Source organism: Synergistaceae bacterium, assembly GCA_031267575.1.
Taxonomy (GTDB): Bacteria; Synergistota; Synergistia; order Synergistales; family Aminobacteriaceae; genus JAIRYN01.
Genome location: JAIRYN010000024.1, coordinates 1 through 17360 on the forward strand (window position 1 = coordinate 1; position 17360 = coordinate 17360).

The 17360-nt window shown below is 52.0% G+C and carries 16 protein-coding genes; 7 read left to right on the forward strand and 9 right to left on the reverse strand.

What is annotated here, in order from left to right:
* The 4 genes from LBJ36_03100 to recQ all read right to left on the reverse strand — a co-directional run.
* Positions 1–627: hypothetical protein (locus tag LBJ36_03100; protein ID MDR1378018.1), on the reverse strand; the 627-nt coding region annotated here is incomplete at its 3' end.
* Between the two features lie 47 nt (positions 628–674).
* On the reverse strand, positions 675–818 hold the full coding sequence (locus LBJ36_03105; GenBank protein MDR1378019.1) for a helix-turn-helix domain-containing protein: 144 nt from the start codon (positions 816–818) through the stop codon (positions 675–677).
* A 128-nt stretch (positions 819–946) separates the two neighbouring features.
* Positions 947–1291: an HRDC domain-containing protein gene (locus LBJ36_03110; GenBank protein ID MDR1378020.1), complete on the reverse strand. Its 345-nt coding sequence runs from the start codon at positions 1289–1291 to the stop codon at positions 947–949.
* On the reverse strand, positions 1228–2817 hold the full coding sequence (recQ, locus tag LBJ36_03115) for a DNA helicase RecQ (protein MDR1378021.1): 1590 nt from the start codon (positions 2815–2817) through the stop codon (positions 1228–1230). The genes LBJ36_03110 and recQ overlap by 64 nt, the downstream gene beginning before the upstream one ends.
* Before the next feature lie 258 nt (positions 2818–3075).
* On the opposite strand from recQ, the gene LBJ36_03120 reads away from it, so the two are divergent.
* The 3 genes from LBJ36_03120 to LBJ36_03130 all read left to right on the forward strand — a co-directional run bounded on the left by LBJ36_03120 (position 3076) and on the right by LBJ36_03130 (position 7488).
* A complete protein-coding gene (locus LBJ36_03120) occupies positions 3076–3957 on the forward strand; it encodes a sel1 repeat family protein (protein MDR1378022.1) in 882 nt (293 codons plus the stop codon).
* Positions 3958–3983: 26 nt separating this feature from the next.
* Entirely contained in the window at positions 3984–5579 is a 1596-nt protein-coding gene (locus tag LBJ36_03125) for a glycosyltransferase family 39 protein (GenBank protein MDR1378023.1), read from the forward strand.
* A gap of 622 nt (positions 5580–6201) precedes the next feature.
* Complete coding sequence (locus tag LBJ36_03130) at positions 6202–7488, forward strand: glycerate kinase (protein MDR1378024.1); 1287 nt, start codon at positions 6202–6204, stop codon at positions 7486–7488.
* Positions 7489–7680: 192 nt separating this feature from the next.
* Here LBJ36_03130 and lysS read toward each other — a convergent pair whose 3' ends face one another.
* The 3 genes from lysS to LBJ36_03145 form a co-directional block, all read right to left on the reverse strand.
* Positions 7681–9201 (reverse strand): lysine--tRNA ligase, encoded by a 1521-nt coding sequence (gene lysS, locus LBJ36_03135; GenBank protein ID MDR1378025.1) that lies wholly within the window; start codon positions 9199–9201, stop codon positions 7681–7683.
* Between the two features lie 109 nt (positions 9202–9310).
* Positions 9311–9586 carry a hypothetical protein gene (locus tag LBJ36_03140; GenBank protein MDR1378026.1) on the reverse strand — a complete coding sequence of 92 codons (276 nt, stop codon included), beginning with the start codon at positions 9584–9586 and terminating at the stop codon, positions 9311–9313.
* A gap of 423 nt (positions 9587–10009) precedes the next feature.
* The gene (locus tag LBJ36_03145) at positions 10010–11926 is read right to left on the reverse strand and encodes a DEAD/DEAH box helicase (protein ID MDR1378027.1); all 1917 of its coding nucleotides are present in this window, start codon (positions 11924–11926) and stop codon (positions 10010–10012) included.
* Between the two features lie 280 nt (positions 11927–12206).
* On the opposite strand from LBJ36_03145, the gene LBJ36_03150 reads away from it, so the two are divergent.
* The 4 genes from LBJ36_03150 to LBJ36_03165 all read left to right on the forward strand — a co-directional run bounded on the left by LBJ36_03150 (position 12207) and on the right by LBJ36_03165 (position 15604).
* Positions 12207–12458, forward strand: coding sequence for a HypC/HybG/HupF family hydrogenase formation chaperone (locus LBJ36_03150; protein ID MDR1378028.1), 252 nt, complete (start codon positions 12207–12209; stop codon positions 12456–12458).
* Positions 12451–13545 (forward strand): hydrogenase formation protein HypD, encoded by a 1095-nt coding sequence (gene hypD / locus LBJ36_03155; GenBank protein ID MDR1378029.1) that lies wholly within the window; start codon positions 12451–12453, stop codon positions 13543–13545. Before LBJ36_03150 ends, hypD begins: the two co-directional genes overlap by 8 nt.
* Positions 13542–14648: a hydrogenase expression/formation protein HypE gene (gene hypE, locus LBJ36_03160; GenBank protein MDR1378030.1), complete on the forward strand. Its 1107-nt coding sequence runs from the start codon at positions 13542–13544 to the stop codon at positions 14646–14648. Before hypD ends, hypE begins: the two co-directional genes overlap by 4 nt.
* A gap of 629 nt (positions 14649–15277) precedes the next feature.
* The gene (locus tag LBJ36_03165; GenBank protein ID MDR1378031.1) at positions 15278–15604 is read left to right on the forward strand and encodes a hypothetical protein; all 327 of its coding nucleotides are present in this window, start codon (positions 15278–15280) and stop codon (positions 15602–15604) included.
* Between the two features lie 310 nt (positions 15605–15914).
* Here LBJ36_03165 and LBJ36_03170 read toward each other — a convergent pair whose 3' ends face one another.
* On the reverse strand, positions 15915–16757 hold the full coding sequence (locus LBJ36_03170) for a bacteriocin family protein (GenBank protein MDR1378032.1): 843 nt from the start codon (positions 16755–16757) through the stop codon (positions 15915–15917).
* Positions 16758–16779: 22 nt separating this feature from the next.
* A complete protein-coding gene (locus tag LBJ36_03175) occupies positions 16780–17103 on the reverse strand; it encodes a ferritin (protein ID MDR1378033.1) in 324 nt (107 codons plus the stop codon).
* Positions 17104–17360: the final 257 nt, after the last annotated feature.

Below are 17360 nucleotides of genomic sequence, written 5' to 3' on the forward strand. Positions count from 1 at the left end.
ATGCGCAAAGGTCAGCATCTGCCTGACCGACTTGCTTCTCAATTTGCGCCCTGACTTCTTGCTCATGTCACTCGTTTCAAACTTTGGGATGAGAATGACATCAAAGTTCTTGATAAAAAACAGGGCAGTCTTGTGATGAAGTTCGCCAATCAGGTCTCGAATCTTCCAACGCAAACGTTTAGCGGCCTGTTTCATCTTATACTTTTGCTTGTGGACCGCCTTGCTCATTCTCGAAATAAGATCGTCAAGATGATGACAAAGGCGTTGAATTCTTGAAAAATCCCCTGTACCCAGCTTCCCACAAGACTCTATCGAGTAGAAGGTTGCAAACATTCTAACACCGGGATCAATAGCTACAGCACGACCTTGGTTTTCAGTCGTAGTGTCAGTAGCTATCGGAACGCACACAAACCACCTACCAGACTCCAGAGTCAACCTGCAATCACCCTGAGGTTGGGGGTAAGGCTTGTAACTTTTCAAGTTTTCAAGGATTGTGTGATAAACGCCGTGGTGAATATTCACGGCAGATTTAGGAATAAATATTGATTGATTAGGACTTCGCTTTGATCTAAATTTTGCTTCATGAAATTTTGCTTCATGAAATTGATGGGTCTGCTTAAATGCCATCTTGCAACGTTTAACCGCGTTACAAGCGTCCTTTACCGCTATTGCCTTTATTTGATACAGAACCACTCTGGAAGGCCTGGAAGGAGCCATTTTTTGATCTCTATCCAATTTGCTATCGTCCCTGGTTGCTTCAGGTAAGCAATCGTCTGGTTGTAGACATACCTCGACGCCCCCATCCATTGCCTCAACATCCTGATAGTCCCAATACTCAATCCTGTTATCTCTGCTGCCTGGTACACCGTGTACAGTCTAGCTATAATGACAAAATTATGGCATATATTGAATATTTTATAGAGTACTTATTAGAAGAAATTAATATTTAATTAAACACTATACGTTGACCCCGAAGGAGCATAATCTCGCGTCCCGCGTTTTCCTGCTCCAAACGCCAGCCGCGGATGAACTGTAAGAAACGCTTCCCGTATTTTTCCAGTTTAACCTGCCCGACTCCCGGAACCGCTAGCAGTTCCGCGTCGTTTTCCGGCAGGGTCGCGCACATTCCGTGAAGCGCCACGTCTGTGAACACCACATAAGGCAGGACGTTCTGCGCGTCGGCTAGCTTCCGCCTCAAGACGCGCAGACGCTCGAAAAGCTCGACGTTTACGGGTGAGGCAGCTTTCGACGTAACCAGATTCTGTTGTGCTGCTCTCGTTTGCGCATCCAAATTTTTTCCTGCCCACGCAAAAAAGGGCGCGTCCGCGAGGTAAATCTCAGTAGGGGATATTCCCCGCCCTCCACCTCCAGATATCCCTCCGCTGTGAGAAAATCCGTCATCTCCTTGATCTCCATTTTGTTGTACTCCCGCATCAGCCCCCAAGTGGAAATTTCATTGAGTCCCAAGGCCTCGATTTGCCCCCTTCGGGAGCCGCGGAGGACATCGGCCAAAACTCCGCTTCCGAAACGCCGCCCGGTGCGTTCCTCCATCCGATACACGCAGGAGAGGATCTTTTTTGCCTCCGTCGTCACGTCCACCCTTTTTTGAGCGGAGACGCAGTTGCCGCAAGTGGCGCAGTTATCCCTCGCTTCTATCTCCCCGAAGTACCGAAGGATAGTGGCGCGTAAACAGCGGTCTGTGTTGCAGTAGTCCACCATAGCTTGCAGCTTGCGATAGGCCATTTGTCGAGTACTGTCGTTGTCATTCCGCCTGATCAGAAACAGCGCCGTGGCGATGTCCTTGGGGGCGAAAAGCAGTAAGCACTCAGCGGAGTCCCCGTCGCGTCCGGCCCGACCCGCTTCTTGGTAGTAGCTGTCGATGCTCCCTGGCATGTTGAAGTGTAAAACATACCTCACATTAGATTTGTCGATCCCCATCCCAAAAGCGTTAGTTGCCACCATGATCGGGCTCCGATCATAGATAAAAGCGTCTTGATTCCTGTGCCGCTCCTCGTCGTTGAGGCCCGCGTGGTACCGGACGGCGTCGATTCCCTTTCTCTGCAAAAAGTCATGAATATCCTCCACTCCGCGTCGTGTGGAACAGTAAACAATACCCGACGCTCCGGAAAACTTTTTCGCATAGCTCAACAAAAACACGCTTTTGTCTTTGGGGCGCTTCACCTGGAAAAAGAGGTTCTCCCGGTCAACCCCTGTGGTTAAAACGAAGGGGTCTTTTAAATCCAACCGTAGCACTACATCGTCCCGGACCTCATGTGTCGCCGTGGCGGTGAAGGCGGCGACCACAGGACGCTGGGGCAGGAGGGTGAGCGCGTTGGCGAGATTCAGGTAGGAGGGACGGAAGTCGTGTCCCCACTGAGAGACACAATGGGCCTCGTCGATAACGAAGAGTCTCACGGGCAACGCAGCGAAGAAATTCCGAAAACCATCGTGCTCGAAGCGCTCCGGGGCTACGTAGAGCAGCGTGATCCATCCTCGCCGCGCGGCGCTCATGATCTCTCGGACCTCGTCCCAGTCCATGGAGCTGTGGAGCGCGGCGGCTTCAATTCCGTTCTGACGCAGGGCGTCCACCTGGTCCTTCATCAGGGAGATCAAGGGAGAGACCACTATGGTCACGGAAGCCCCGCCAGAGGCCAAAGCCGGAATCTGATAACACAGGGACTTTCCCGCCCCCGTGGGCATGATGCCAAGCACGTCCTGCCCCTCCAGAATGTATTTGATAATCTCTTCTTGCCCCTTGCGGAAGGAGGAAAAACCGAAAATTTCTTTCAATATGTCGCCCGACGATTTCAAATTCAAAGCAGCGCAACCCCCCGTGAGCCGAATTTTATTCAATTCACTATTCAATTCACTCTAAATAACGGCTTTTTACTATTTTAACTTTAGATCTTTCGCTTAATTCACTATCATAGCATTTTCGTAACTCTCAACCTTCGGGGGTGTTTCGCGGGATAATGTCATGTGATCTTTTAGCATTTAGAATATAATGTGCAAAAAGACCGTTGATAGTATTGATCGTGTTGACGGTAGCAAAGCGAATTTTCGTGGAGGTAAGCCATGAAGAATTTTTTGGGGGCGTTGCTGCTGGCGTTGCTTTTGTCTGGGTGCGTCGAGGCAAGCTACGAAAAAGGAGTGGAAGCCCGATCGGCCGGCGACTATACCGAGGCGCTGAACCAATGGATGGTGGCCTCCGACGACCCTCGTTGTATGACCGCCATCGGAGTCATGTACGACTACGGAGAGGGGCTGCCCAGAGACGATTTGAAGGCCGCGGAATGGTACAGGAGGGCGGCGGAGAAGGGAGAGTACCGAGCCATTGCGCAATTGGCTAATTTTTCCCTGACTGGCGCGGGAGGAGTGCTCCACAATCCTACGGAGTGGCGCAGAAGGCTGGAGGAGATTCAGGGAAAGGACGGTTACGCCGACTACGTTCTAGCGTCTTTTTACATGGGGGGTTATGGCGGAGAAAAGGACCTGGATAAGGCTCACGTTCTTCTGCGCGGACTGGTGAGCAAGGGATACACGCAGCTCGAAACGATTCTCCGCCAGCTGGAGCGACGCCTTGATGATCGGAAAGCCGGGGTTCTGGAGGCGGAAATTCTCGTCGAAATGGCGCGCGACAACGCCTCCTTCGACCGAAACTACAAAGACAGGCGCCTCGTGGTCAGCGGCTGGGTGAGCGGCGTGACGCGACTGAGCGATTACGGATACGTGGTGAAATTCGGAGGACAACCGCCGTCGGTTATCCCCCAGGACAATATACTGGCGATTTTTTACGAGCCCTCCCGTATTGGGCCAGTGGCGGCGTTAACTCCCGGAACTTTTCTCAAGTTGAACGGCGTCTACGTGGGAAAGCATCCCTTCCCGTTGGAGGAATGCGCCCTTACCCTTTTCGGATGCTCGTTGGACGAATCCGTTTCGAGCGACACGCGTCCTTGACGGCGCCCTTCTAATTATATCAAAGGGTGACCTTATTGTTCTCGGCGCGTAAAGCCTCCTTTCTGATTCTTGTCGCCTTGTTATTCCTCTTTTTTCGCGGCATAGGGAATCACGGTCTACTGGATCCTTTGGAAGGCGTCAACGCTTCTATATCGCTGAATATGGTGATCCGCAGGAGCTACTTCGTTCCGCTAGTGGAAAATCTGTACTATCTGGGGACGGCCATGGGGTTCTGGTGGCTTTCCTCTCTGGCGTTGTTGCTCTTCGGATGGCTTGAATTTTCCGTGCGCTTTTGGCCTGTGGTGGGAGGGCTGGGGATGTCCGCGGTCAGTTGGTTCATCGTGTGGCGCACCAGCGGCGAACGCGCGGCTAACTACGCGGCCGTCATTACGGGTACCAGCATCCTAACCTATGTCTCATCTCAATTGGCCTCGCCTCACACCCTTTATGCGTGTTGCGCCACCTTGGCCTTAGCCGGTATCATCTACGGCTTTCAGGATAGACGTTTTTTTCTCCTGCTTCATAGCGGATCTATGGGGGCTTTCATCGTCTACGGCCCAGCGGGGGTGATTTTGCCTTGGTTAAGTTTTTTAATCTACGCCTATATTGCCAATCAGAGCCAGTTCTTTCTTAGTGCTCTCTTTTACAAATCGGGAGTTTTAGCGACGCTAATTCTAGGGGGAGGGTATTTGATGCTGCTACGCTCAGGAAACCCGGCGATTCTAGCTCTGATGTGGCACAATCTCTCCTCCGTGGCTTTCGGTTCCTTTTCATCGGTCCTGTTAGTTCTCTCGGTTGGTTTTTTCCCCTGGTTGGGGGCTTTCCCTGAGGCGTTGCGAAACGCGCTGCCCAACAACTGGAATTTCATCTTGCCTATCGAGAGACAAAACTTTCTGCTGTTGGTGTGGGTGGCCGTGTTCCTGTTCTTTGGCTTTTTCGCGGGCGACGCTTTTCTGCTTCTCACGCCCCTTCCCGCTTTGGCGTCCCTTTGCGCCATACATCTGAGCAATGCCATCGAAAAAAACGACGTTCATTTTTTTCAGCGAATGGTGGTGCTGGAAATCCTTTTGTTCCTACCTTTTCTTTTTCTGGAAATCCCTTCGATTCTCCTCTTTGGCGGCGGAGAAGTACGAAGCATGTTCATGTCCGTTATCCCATGGATGTTGTTTTCTCTTCTTTTTCTTTTCGCTGGATGGTACTACGCCAAGACGAAGCAGCCGCGCAAGCTCATGTTACACTTCTGTTTGGTCTCACTGATTTCCCTCATGCCCTTGGCTGGAGCCTTTGACCTGTTGGCTCGAAGCTCCTCCGTGCGGGACGCGGGGCTTTATCTCAGAAGTGGGCTGAGGCAGAGCGACATCTTGGTACAATATGTGATGAACCACCCTTCACTTTATTTTTACACGGCCAAGGAATCTTTGCTGTTACACTCTCCTTCTACTCCGGGTGTTTTGGGACGAAGGATTTTGGACGATTCGCGTCTGGCTCAGCTTTGGGAGGGCAAAAACCGCGTCTTTCTGATTATTAGGAGATACCAAGATATTTTGACTCCTCTACCGGAGGACGTGTACAATCTGTATGAAACCCACGACTTAACCATTTTGAGCAATCGCAGAGATTAACTAATAATAAAGGTAGCAACACATAGTATCTAAATAAGCTATAATGCGTCAATATTTCTACTTGATGCGCTATTATAAAATGCTAAAATATTTGTTGTTAAATTATATATAGTATACCAGGCAGCAAATGCTGTGCGTTTCGGCAATTTCGGCAATAAGGAGAATAAGGAGGTGGGTCGATAAAAACAGAATTTACGGCGTTTGAGCAAATGGAGAAAATTAAGAAATTACGATAAGGCGATTCTCATCCAATGTCTTCAGCCGTTGGATGAGAATTGTAATGTTGTTGTTGAATGTTGCTGTTGGCGGCATTTGTTTTGTATTTGGTTTCTTGTCATATGTCTACTTTCATGTTAAACTCCTTTAATAACTTATCAACGTGAGATGAGGGCCAGAACACGACCGGGATACCAATGCGGCCGTAAATATTCTCAGAGTGGGGGCATCCACTCTTAAAGGAGAAGACGTAAGACCGGTTTCAGTCGGCTGTCTTTGTCGATCTTAGACTCCCACAACTTTAGTCGTGGGAGTATGTCAAGAAAGGAATACTAAAGGAATACTATGCGAAATATATCTGCTAGTTATAAGTAGGTATTAGTACGCTGAAAGGATCGGGAAAGGAATGACAATTCGAGAAACAGCCATTTCTGTCGCGAAAAGCGCGATTGAGTCCGTTCTACCCGAACGCGCGGTCAAGGAAGCCCTGGCCGATCCCATGGGAGGAATGCTGGGAGGAATGCTGGAAAGAACGGCAGGAGACGAGGGAATCATTGTTCTCGTCGCCATAGGTAAGGCCGCCTGGCGAATGGCTAACGCGGCCCATGAGCTTCTGGGCCCGAAAATCGCAAGGGGCTGCGTCATCACCAAGGATGGCCATTCTATGGGACCGATTGGCTCCTTGGAGATCTTCGAGGCCGCTCATCCCGTTTTGGAACAGCGGAACTTGGACGCGACCCGGAGGACTCTGGAGATGCTAAAGGGCCTTACCGAAAAAGACACGGTGCTTTTCCTGGTTTCGGGTGGGGGATCGGCTCTTTTCGAGTTGCCTCTTGACGGAGTGACGCTCAAAGACCTGGCGGACATGACGGGTCAGTTGTTGGCCTGCGGTGCGGATATCGTCGAGATCAACACGCTACGTAAACGCGTTTCCTCCGTCAAAGGCGGGCGTTTCGCTCAGGCCTGCGCTCCCGCCCGAGTGCTGTCCGTGGTGCTTTCCGACGTTCTGGGCGACCGGCTGGACAGCATCGCCTCAGGTCCTGCTTACCCGGACTCCAGCACTTGCGCGGACGCGGACCGCATCATGCGCAAGTACGGGTTGATAAAACTCCCCGCTGGCATTCTGGAGAAATTTTCCGCCGAGACGCCCAAAAAGGTGGACAACGTTATCACGCGGATCACGGGAAGTGTTCCCGTCCTCTGCGAATCGGCGCGGAAAAGCCTGGTCGAAAAAGGATTCGCGACAACCCTCCTGACCACGACCTTGGACTGTGAAGCCTCTGCGGCGGGGGCCTTTTTCGCGGCGTTGGCTCGGGAAGCCGCGCGCACGCGGCAAACCCGCTCCGCTCCCGTGGCCTATGTGGCAGGAGGCGAGACCGTGGTGAAGCTCAGGGGCAAAGGAAAGGGCGGACGGTGTCAGGAAATGGCTTTGGCGGCGGCTCTGGGATTGCGGGGTTTGGAAGGAGTCGCGTTTGTTGCCGCGGGATCGGATGGCACGGATGGCCCGACAGACGCAGCGGGTGGAGTCGTGGATGGGGAAACGGCGCAAAAAATTCTGGATCAAGGACTGGATCCCCGCGTCATGTTGGACGACAACGACGCTTATCACGCGCTAAAAGCCTCGGGCGATCTCTTGATCACGGGCCCCACGGGCACCAACGTCAACGACCTGATCGTGACCTTGATTGAATGATTTTAATTGAATTTAATTAAATGATTTTAGTTGTACAAACTCAATATAACCCCGGGGACGAGAGGCTGTTGGATCACGCTGTTGGATCACATGGAAGCCATGCGCCTGGCTTTCGAAGTTGCCTCTTGTCCCTTGGGAGCGACTCACCGGCTTCAGTCCTTTTCAGTCCTTTTCAGTCCTTTTCAATCCTTTTCAATCCTTGGGGCGCATGGTGGGGAAAAGGATGACGTCCCGAATAGAGCGGGAGTTCGTTAAGAACATGACGAGGCGGTCGATTCCAATCCCCAGTCCTCCGGTGGGCGGCAAACCCGTCTCAATGGCGTTGATGAAATCCTCATCGAAAGCGTGAGCCTCGTCGTCCCCCGCCTCTTTCTTCCGAAGCTGTTCCTCAAAACGAGCGCGCTGGTCCAGGGGGTCGTTCAGCTCGCTGAAGGCGTTTGCCAGCTCTTTCTCGCACATGAAGAGCTCGAATCGGTGGGTGTAATTGGGATTGTTCGGGTCCCGCTTGGAGAGGGGCGAGATCTCCGTCGGGTGCCCGATAACGAAGGTTGGGTCCGTGATTTTCTCCTCGCAGAACGTCTCGAACATCAGGTTCAAGACGGCGAAGCGGCTTTCTTTGCCCGATAGAGCGCCGCCGCACCCCTTTTCTGCGGCGATTTTTCGAGCCTCCTCATCGGATGTCACGTTTCGAAAATCCACGCCTGTATGTTCTTTCACTATGTCGAGCATGGTCACGCGGCGAAAGGGTCGCGCCAAATCCAGCGTGATCCCCTGCCATTCGACGGAGAGCGTCCCCACAGCCTTGGCGGCGTTGCGGATCAGTTCTTCCGCCAAGTTCATCATATCCTCGTAATCCGCGTAAGCCCAGTAAACCTCCATCATCGTGAACTCCGGGTTGTGCATTGTGTCGACGCCCTCGTTGCGGAAGTTCTTGCCGATTTCGTAGACACGCCCCATCATGCCCACCACCAACCGCTTGAGATAGAGTTCCGGCGCGATCCTCAGGTACATATCAAGGCCCAAGGCGTTGTGAAAAGATTTGAACGGGCGGGCGTTGGCGCCGCCGGCCAGAATAGAGAGGGTGGGAGTTTCCACTTCCAACGTGCCGTGGTCCTCCAATGTTTTCCGAAAAGAAGTGATGATTTGGGCACGTTTGCGAAAAACCTGGCGCACGTCGGGGTTCGCGATCAAGTCGGTGTAACGCTGGCGGTATCGAACTTCCGTGTCCGTTAGGCCGTGCCATTTTTCGGGCAGAGGGCGCAACGCCTTGCTGAGCAGTTTATACTCCGTGACCAAGATTGTCAGTTCGCCCCGCCGGGTCCTACAGGGGTGTCCTTCGACACCGATCCAATCTCCCGTATCGACCCATTTTTTGAGAAAGTTGTAGCTCTCCTCGCCCACCTCGTTGATCTGGAAATAAAGCTGCATACGTCCGCTCTCGTCGCCTAGATCCGCAAAGGTGGCTTTGCCCTGGCGGCGTAGCGTCATTAGACGTCCGGCGGTGCGAATCCCAACGTCACGCGCCACATCGTCGGGTTGTAGATGGTCATGGCGCGCGCGAATCTCCTCAATTGAATCCTTGCGATCCCATTTTTCGACAACGTAAGGATCGTATCCCTCTTCCTCCCGAAGGCGCTGCAATTTGTCCTTGCGTTGACGAAGAATTTCATTTTCCGATTGCTCTTGATTTTCCGTGGTTCCATTCACGATCATAGCGTCTCGTCTCCTCGTGCGTCTTGTAAGCTGTACTGTACACATAAAAAAAGCTCCCGCGCAAGCGGGGGCTTGATAGACCTCAATGGCACTTCTTGCGCGGCACTCATCAAATTTGGCGTACAAACTCCATAAAATCGCGAATCGCGCCGCCATTGGTCCAGGGAATGTTGACCGCGTGTTTCAAAGCTAAGCCGTTTTCCCCTCGGGCAAGTATCTGGCAACTGAAGTCGTTGTCGGAGAAAATCAGATCGAACTTATATACGGTATCAAAGTTGTCGTCCATCGCAAGATATTTTCCATCCGCCGTAACGTAAAGATTGAGACCCTTCACGCTCATTGTTTTTTCAATGAAACTAGTAATAACATAAGATACCGGTCGCATCGCCGACTCCCTCCCGCCTCATAACTAGCAGATACGTTTCGCAAGTATTTTTTCAACTATTCGGATACCCAGGTCAATAACCACTACACGCCTTAGTTTTTGACTACAACATCAATAGCTATTAAAACGCGTATGAACCATCTATCTATCATACTGATGAATATGAATATTATAGCTTATTCAGATACCACGTATAACTTTCACCCAACTCCACGCAAGCTCCTCATAAATTTATATTCTTTATATTAACACTTTCCGAAAAGAAGGGCAAGGTTGTTTTACTCGTCAATCGGAATTATCACTCATATAAAAAGGCCGTCACGGATTTATTCCATAACAGCCTTTACGTCAGTCAAAGCTCTACTAAAGCTCTAAAGCTCTATAAAACTCTATAAAACTCTATTGAAAGGAAGCTATCTAAAGCTATCCGTCGCTCCGTTTTCCTCGAATGGCGTGTTCTCTGTACTCTTTATCTCCTTCACCCTTGCGTTCGTAAGAATCGCGTGGGCTCCTTCCCGAATTTTGGGAGAGTCGGGAGGGTCGAACCGGGTCTCGGGGTTTCGCTACGGCATCGTGAGATCTCGCGTCATGAGATCTCGTTTTGATGTATCGCACCGGGTTGTCCTCCGGGAACAATCCCCATTTCGCCAGTCCAGCCCAGCCTTGCTCCAGGCGGGCCAAAGCCACGGGCAAAAGCTCCACCAACACATGATCGTCTTTCAGGCGAATAGCCCCCACCTCGCAACGCTCAACCTTCAAAGCGGAACAGAGAGCGTTTAAAATGCGTCCCACATCTTTGATTGCTCCCTGACTGCTGCGGAGGCGGGTTATAGTTCCTCTGGGGCGAGAGCTGGAAAAACGTCTTTCTTCCTGGCCTTCTCCGCGGCCTTCGCCACGCTCAATCCTAGAGGCGCTACGCTGCCGTCTCTCGCGCTCATGATCCAAGTCCGCGTTCAGGCTATAACCCTTTGCTGTGCGAGAATTTAGAGTCTCAAGAAGTTTCGCCACCAGCACTTTCGGCTCGGCGCGTTGCAATAGATCGGAAGCCCATTCCATGTAACCTGACTGACTTTCGGAGTTCATCTGGAAGGTCAGGAGCTTTTCCTCCGCCACTTCTCGTTGAGCCGTGCGGATCAACGGGAGGCTTGGCACGTCCTGCCATTCCACCTTCATCTGGGTCGAGCGCAGCATCATTTTGAAGCGCCCTGCCTCCAAGGGGGACAAGAGGATTAAGTTCGTTCCCTCGTGTCCGGCCCTGCCCGTGCGTCCGCTGCGGTGAACGAAGGTCTCCTTGTCGTCAGGCAGCCCCAGTTGGATGACATGAGTGACGCCCTCCACGTCCAGACCACGAGCCGCTACGTTGGTGGCGACCAAGTGGGGCATAGACCCCGACTTGAAGGAGGCCAAGACCGCGTTGCGCTCTCTTTGGGTCATGTCTCCATGCAAAGCCGCCGCGTTGAAGCCCTCGTCTTGAAGCCTCTGTGCCATTTCAATGGACTCAAGGCGTGTGTGACAAAACATCAGGCTACGTTTGGGACGCTCCCAGAGAAGAATGTTCACCAATCCCTCGAAACGACGCCGGGAGGGGATCATATAGACCCGGTGCACGATGTCCTCGTGCTGAGCGCCGTCCTGCACCAGGGAAATGGTTACAGGGTTCTTGAGATAGCGCTTCGAAAGCTCACGAACCTCAGGCGGCATCGTCGCGGAGAAAAGCCACGTCCGCCGTTCCGCGGGCAGGGCGTTCAGGATTCCCTCCAACTCGTCACGAAATCCCATATCCAACATCTGGTCGCCTTCGTCTAGGACAACACAGTCGATGTTTTTCGTGTCCAGGCTTCCTCGTTCCACGTGGTCCAAGGTCCTGCCCGGCGTGCCCACCACGATGGCCGCTCCGTCTCTCAGGGCGCGCAATTGCGGGGACATTTCCAGTCCTCCCACCAGCGACACCACCGAAATGTTCATAAAGCTCACCAACCACTCCGTTTCTCTCGCGATCTGCTGAGCTAGCTCCCGCGTGGGAGATAAAATCAGCATTCGGGGAGCGCGTTCTCTCGTCTTCATGTTTTGCAAAAGAGGTAAAAGAAACGCCAAAGTTTTTCCAGATCCTGTTTTGGCACGAACGATAAGATCTTTTTCCGCCGCGTTAGACTCAAGCACTTTTTGCTGAACGGGTGTCGGAGAGGTAAAACCCTTACGAGTAATGGCTTTCAGCAGCTCGCTTCTCACCCCGAAGTCGTCGAAAGTCGTCTCGCGCGAACAGTTAGCGATGTCCTCGGGTTCCGTGTCCAAGTTCATTGTGGTCAAATCTTCCATTTCTACTTCTACAGTATTTTTCATGCTTCTCCTTTGCTTTTTCTTGAATCACAGTCAAGATGTTTCTCATGACATCAAAAAAGGGCTTCCATCAAGCCCATAACCGATTATACTCGATTTCCTTCTAACACGCCCCTCCTTTATCCGACCAATATCATTCAATATTATTCAATTAAAAATAAGATAACATTTTCGACAAAATCACACCTGACGTAAAACTACGAGGACACAATAGGTAAAGACATGTAAAATCATAGTGCACCACGATAAATAAAATGATAAACAAAATCATGGGGGTCATATTATGTGTTTGGCTGTGCCCTACACTCTGGAGGAAATTCACGCTGACGGCTCGGCCCGGGCGGTGGCCAATGGCGTGGCGATGAATATTCGCCTGGATCTACTAGAGACCCCAGTTCGGGGAGATGTGGTGCTGGCGCACGCCGGCTTCGCGATCCAAAAGCTGGATAAAGGAGAGTCCGAAGAACTGACCGCTCTGTGGGCTGAGATTGAACGCGCGGAAAAAACCGCTGGAACGTCTACCTCTCGTGTCTGAGTTTTCGAGTATAGGGGTGGAGAGCGCGGCGGCGCACCGGTTCGAGGCGATGCGGGAGAAGCTGGCGGATTTTTTGCGGGAGCGGAGGAACCTCACTTTTATGGAGGTTTGCGGAACTCACACCGTGGCTATTTTTCGGTCGGGCCTGCGTTCTCTGTTGCCCGAAGGATTGCGGCTTCTGTCCGGTCCGGGGTGTCCCGTTTGCGTTACCGATCAAGGGGAGATCGATATAGCCTTGAACTTGGCGAAAAAAGACTACGTCATTCTCACCTATGGCGACATGCTACGAGTTCCAGGGTCGTCGGGTTCCCTTCTGGAGTTGAAAGGCCAAGGAGCGCGGGTGGAGGTTGTGGTCTCCGCTATACAGTCCATTGAAATCGCTCTAGCCCACCCGGAAAGTGAAGTGGTCTTTTTGGGCGTGGGATTTGAAACCACGGCTCCGGCCACGGCTGTGACTTTGAATCAGGCCCGGCAGGTGGGCCTCACGAATCTTTCGGTTTTGTGCCTTCACAAGACGGTGCCGTCGGCTCTGCGCGTTCTCGCCTCCAACCCTGCCCTGAAAATCGACGGGTTTATCCTTCCGGGAAACGTGACGGTCGTAGCCGGAATGGACGACTACGCTTTTCTAACGGAGGCGTTGGGTAAGGCGGCGGCTGCGGCGGGCTTTGAGCCTGAGGAAATCTTAGCCGCGCTGGTGGACCTGGCGAGGCAGGTGACGACCGGGCATTTTCGCCTGAATGCCTACCGGAAACAGGAGACCCCCAGAGGAGGGAATCCCGTGGCGCGCAAGCTCCTGTCGGAGGTCTTTGACCCCTGTGATTCCCGATGGCGGGGTATGGGTGTTATCCCCGGTTCCGGCTACCGTGTAAGGAAGGAATACGCGCGTTTCGACGCCACCGAAAAATTCGGGCTGTCCCCCGTCTCGGTTCCCAATAATGGCTGCCGGTGCGGCGAGGTTCTGTCGGGAGTTTTGACCCCACCCGAGTGTGAACTCTACGGAACGGCCTGCACGCCCTTGACCCCAGTGGGACCTTGCATGGTCTCCAGCGAGGGGACCTGCGGTGCGTGGCACAGGTTTAACCGATGAACGGCGCTATAACCTCCGGCCACGGAAGCGGGGGTCGGCTGACCCAACAGTTGACGCGGCAGATTTTGGAGCATTTTCAAATTCAAGCTCAGGTTCAAGCTCAAGGAGGCGGAACCCGTTCGGCCAAGAACGACCTCACTAGTCTCCCAGAAACCCCCAATGCCGACGAAAGATCCGACTCCCAAGAATTCTTTCAATCCCAAGAATTTTTTCAAATGGAAGATTGCGCCTTCATTGGCGGCGACATGGCGATTTCCATGGATGGGTTCACCGTTTTCCCCCCCGACTTTCCCGGCGGGGATATTGGAAAGCTGGCCGTGTGTGGTTCCGCCAACGATCTGGCTGTGAGAGGCGTCGAACCTCTCTTTTTGACGCTTTCCCTGATCATCGAAGAAGGGCTGGACCTGGCTGTTCTCGACCGCTACATGGAAAGCGCGGCCCGGACCGCGCGAGAAGGAAGAATAGCGCTAGTTGCCGGGGACACCAAGGTGGTTCCTCACGGGGCGGCAGACAAGCTGTTTCTCACCACCTGTGCCCTGGGGAAAAGGATTTCTCATCAGGTCCTTCAGACCTCGAACCTGAGGGAGGGAGATGTCTTGATCCTCTCCACTTCCCCTGGTCGGCATGGGGCGGCCTTGGCCGCGGCCCGCTTCGGACTGGAAGCTCCGAACCTCGTCAGTGATTGCGCTCTGCTCTGGCCTGCCCTGAAGCCGCTTCTGGACTTTCTCGAACTGCGTTGCATGAGGGATTGCACGCGTGGCGGTTTGGGAACGGTTCTTTGCGAGTGGGCGGAAGCCTCTTCTCTGGGGATCGAAATCGTGGAAACGGAGATTTCCTCCAATCGAGAGGTGGAGTCCGTCTGTGACATTTTAGGCCTCGATTCTCTGTATCTGGCGTCAGAGGGCTGCGCGCTGGCGGCTGTGGCGCCTGAACGCTCAGAGGAGTGTTTGCGTGTCCTCCGCCGGAATCCACTCTGCCGAGACGCGTCAATTATTGGTCGCGTGGTCGCCGGTCACCCCGGAATGGTCGGGATGAGGACGCGCATTGGAGGTCTTCGCTACGTGGACATGCCCGCAGGAGAAATTTTACCTCGTATTTGTTGACAGCCACAGGGTAACAGGATTTACTGTTGAGTAAAAAGAATCTTTGACAATACATGCTGGTTGAGAGCGGCTTTGAGCATCTTTTGTGTGGCCCCGAACTGTTTGCGTCCGAGGCAGGCTTTCCTAGTCAAAACAGCGCGGTTTTCCGTAAAACATTCATGTTCAGTTGCGAAACGGGTTCAAGCATCAAGCATGAACTTCCAGAATATGCTATCGAGAATCGAAGCCGATAGCCACTTGACATACTCCCACGACTAAAGTTGTGGGATTCTAAGATCGACAAAGACAGCCGACTGGAACCGGTCTTACGTCTTCTTCTTTAAGAGTGGATGCCCCCACTCTGAGAATATTTACAGCTGCCTTGATATCCCGATTGATATCCCGGTCGTGTTCCGCCCCGCATCTCGCGTTGACAAGCCATAAAAGGAGTTTAACATGAAAGTAGACATATGGCAAGAAACCAAATACAAAACAAACGCCATCATTGGATGAGAATCGCTTTATCGTAATATCATAAACGTAAACATCAATGGCCGTCAACATAAACTTATGATTGACTTTTGGTTAAATTTATGCTAATATTAGTGAATTCATATAAATCTATTCTACTCACAAAGGAAGTATAGGGTGTGGCTATCGAATCCACGAGTTGGGAAAACGGATTACGGGTACCTAACGGTTTTGTTTTGCAAAAATTAGCGATGGTTTTAAATACTACTGTTTCTCATCTCTTGGGTGAAAAAGAAGCGAGCGAGAGTCTAAATGCCAATGCCATCAACAGCCCAGTTGCCAATATCAAGGGGACAGTCAATGCTTCGAAGTTTGTAAATGCCTCTGAAAAGGTAATTATTTTCGAATACGAGCTGGAGGGTAAACCGGCGCGTCTGATTTTCCCCCAGGATACGCCGGGCGACGTGATTGCTCAGTCGATCCAGGCGGCGCGAAATGGACGATGAGCCGCAACGCGGAGTATTTGGCGAAGCTGGGTAAATCTTTCCGTGAGCTTCGTGAGCTTGAAGAGGGCAAAGTGTTTGTGACCACAATAGAAACGCTGGAAGCGATGGCCAATGAGTGACGTCGCGTTTACCGTCACGGCCTTGAAGGTATTAGCGCGCCGAAAGGTCTATTACTGTACATAGCGCCCCATATCGTTCTAGAAAAACGGCCGCCCAGATAATAAGCGGCCTCTTACCCTTCTCTTTCAAGCCCTTCTCTTTCGAGTCTACTTCATTTAGCGTCTACGCTAAAGTTATTTTCGAATGGGCTTCAAGCTTCTTTCTCTTCTGTTTCGTTGGGTTGAAAGACCAGAGGAATGACGGCCTCGGAATTCACCACATTGAAAGTGAAGGACTCGGCAAAAAAGAACTTGACATTGGTTCCCTCTCGCCCGTCGTAACCCAGCGATAGGTCCTGCCCCACGACAAGCTCGAAATCCCCGCCCCGCCCGGAAATTAGATAAGACGCGCTTTCGCGATTGGAGCGGACAATATCTCCGCCGGTTACGTTTTTCACCTTATCGGAGAAAGGAGCGTAGTCGCCTCTCGTGTAGATTTCATTCCATAAGGATGGGCAAGCCACCAGCGTATAGGGTCCTTGCACGGCGGAATCTCGCAGCTTGCCTAAGGCGGCCGTTAAACCTCTCAAAAAAAACGGTTCGAAATCCAACGAGTCCAAATCGTATTTCAGGTTTACGGTGTTGTCAGCCGATGCTCCGCTTAGCCCCGCGATACCGGCCGGCTCGAAGCCCTCGTAAATGATTTTCTCCTCGAATTCCGCCACGGCGTGAGCCGCGTCCTCCAGCGGAGTTAGGTTCGGGTTCCGGCAACCCCGGACAATATCGTCGAGTTCCCATATGTCCAGTAAAAACGACTGTCGTACTTCCACCAAAGGCAACAACATATTAATACCGTAGCGTATGGCACCGGATTGCTGAGGATCCACATACAGCCTTCCCAGAGAATGTGCCGTGTAGTTCCAGCCTTTGGGCCCCACGAAATCTACGAATTTTCTGGCGGAAAGGGCCGCCTGAAAAACCAGCCGTGCTTGTTTGTCGAGTTCCTCCCATGCTTCAGGCGAAACCATCGACGTCGAACGTCTCAGAATGCCCATAACTTCTTTACCTCCTTCAAACCTAAAGTACCGAACGAACCGAGAGATCGCCGTCGCTTCTGCTTCCAGAGGACTCGACTTCCGTTAGAGGAGCGGTCGTAAAAAGGTAGGTTCTCAATCTTTCGTCCCAACCCGGCATGTTACGGCGCAGCCACTCGATCAACATACAGCAATGTTCGATTTCCTCGTCTCTGTTGTGTCCGACAACCGCTTTTAGTTCCAAATTCGCCGCCGCAGCGAAACGCTGTTGATAAAAACTTACCGCTTCCAGCTCTTCTTGAAGGCTTTTGAGTGCCCGAGCGTAATCAGCATGTTTTGATTCCAGGTTTTCCTCAATGTATTGCATGAAAAAATTCCTCCTTTTAAATCGGATCTTTTTTATTATATCTTATATCAATTATATCCAGTGGGCCTATGTCTGTAGAGGGTTGTCAGCTTCCTCATATTGTCACGCACCCTCCTCGATGGTATATTAACATTAACAAAAACCTGGAATGAGAATCTGGAACGAAAATCTGGAATGTTGGACTGGGAGCCAAAACCGTGACACAATTATGGAAACTGCCAAGAACTCAGAATCAACTCGAAGAAGATGCGGACAAC

Coding starts and splice junctions, on each gene's coding strand:
- LBJ36_03105 (MDR1378019.1), bottom strand. CDS start 818: ATGTTGAGGCAATGGATGGGGGCGTCGAGGTATGTCTACAACCAGACG.
- LBJ36_03120 (MDR1378022.1), top strand. CDS start 3,076: ATGAAGAATTTTTTGGGGGCGTTGCTGCTGGCGTTGCTTTTGTCTGGG.
- LBJ36_03130 (MDR1378024.1), top strand. CDS start 6,202: ATGACAATTCGAGAAACAGCCATTTCTGTCGCGAAAAGCGCGATTGAG.
- lysS (MDR1378025.1), bottom strand. CDS start 9,201: ATGATCGTGAATGGAACCACGGAAAATCAAGAGCAATCGGAAAATGAA.
- LBJ36_03140 (MDR1378026.1), bottom strand. CDS start 9,586: ATGCGACCGGTATCTTATGTTATTACTAGTTTCATTGAAAAAACAATG.
- LBJ36_03145 (MDR1378027.1), bottom strand. CDS start 11,926: ATGAAAAATACTGTAGAAGTAGAAATGGAAGATTTGACCACAATGAAC.
- LBJ36_03150 (MDR1378028.1), top strand. CDS start 12,207: ATGTGTTTGGCTGTGCCCTACACTCTGGAGGAAATTCACGCTGACGGC.
- hypE (MDR1378030.1), top strand. CDS start 13,542: ATGAACGGCGCTATAACCTCCGGCCACGGAAGCGGGGGTCGGCTGACC.
- LBJ36_03170 (MDR1378032.1), bottom strand. CDS start 16,757: ATGGGCATTCTGAGACGTTCGACGTCGATGGTTTCGCCTGAAGCATGG.
- LBJ36_03175 (MDR1378033.1), bottom strand. CDS start 17,103: ATGCAATACATTGAGGAAAACCTGGAATCAAAACATGCTGATTACGCT.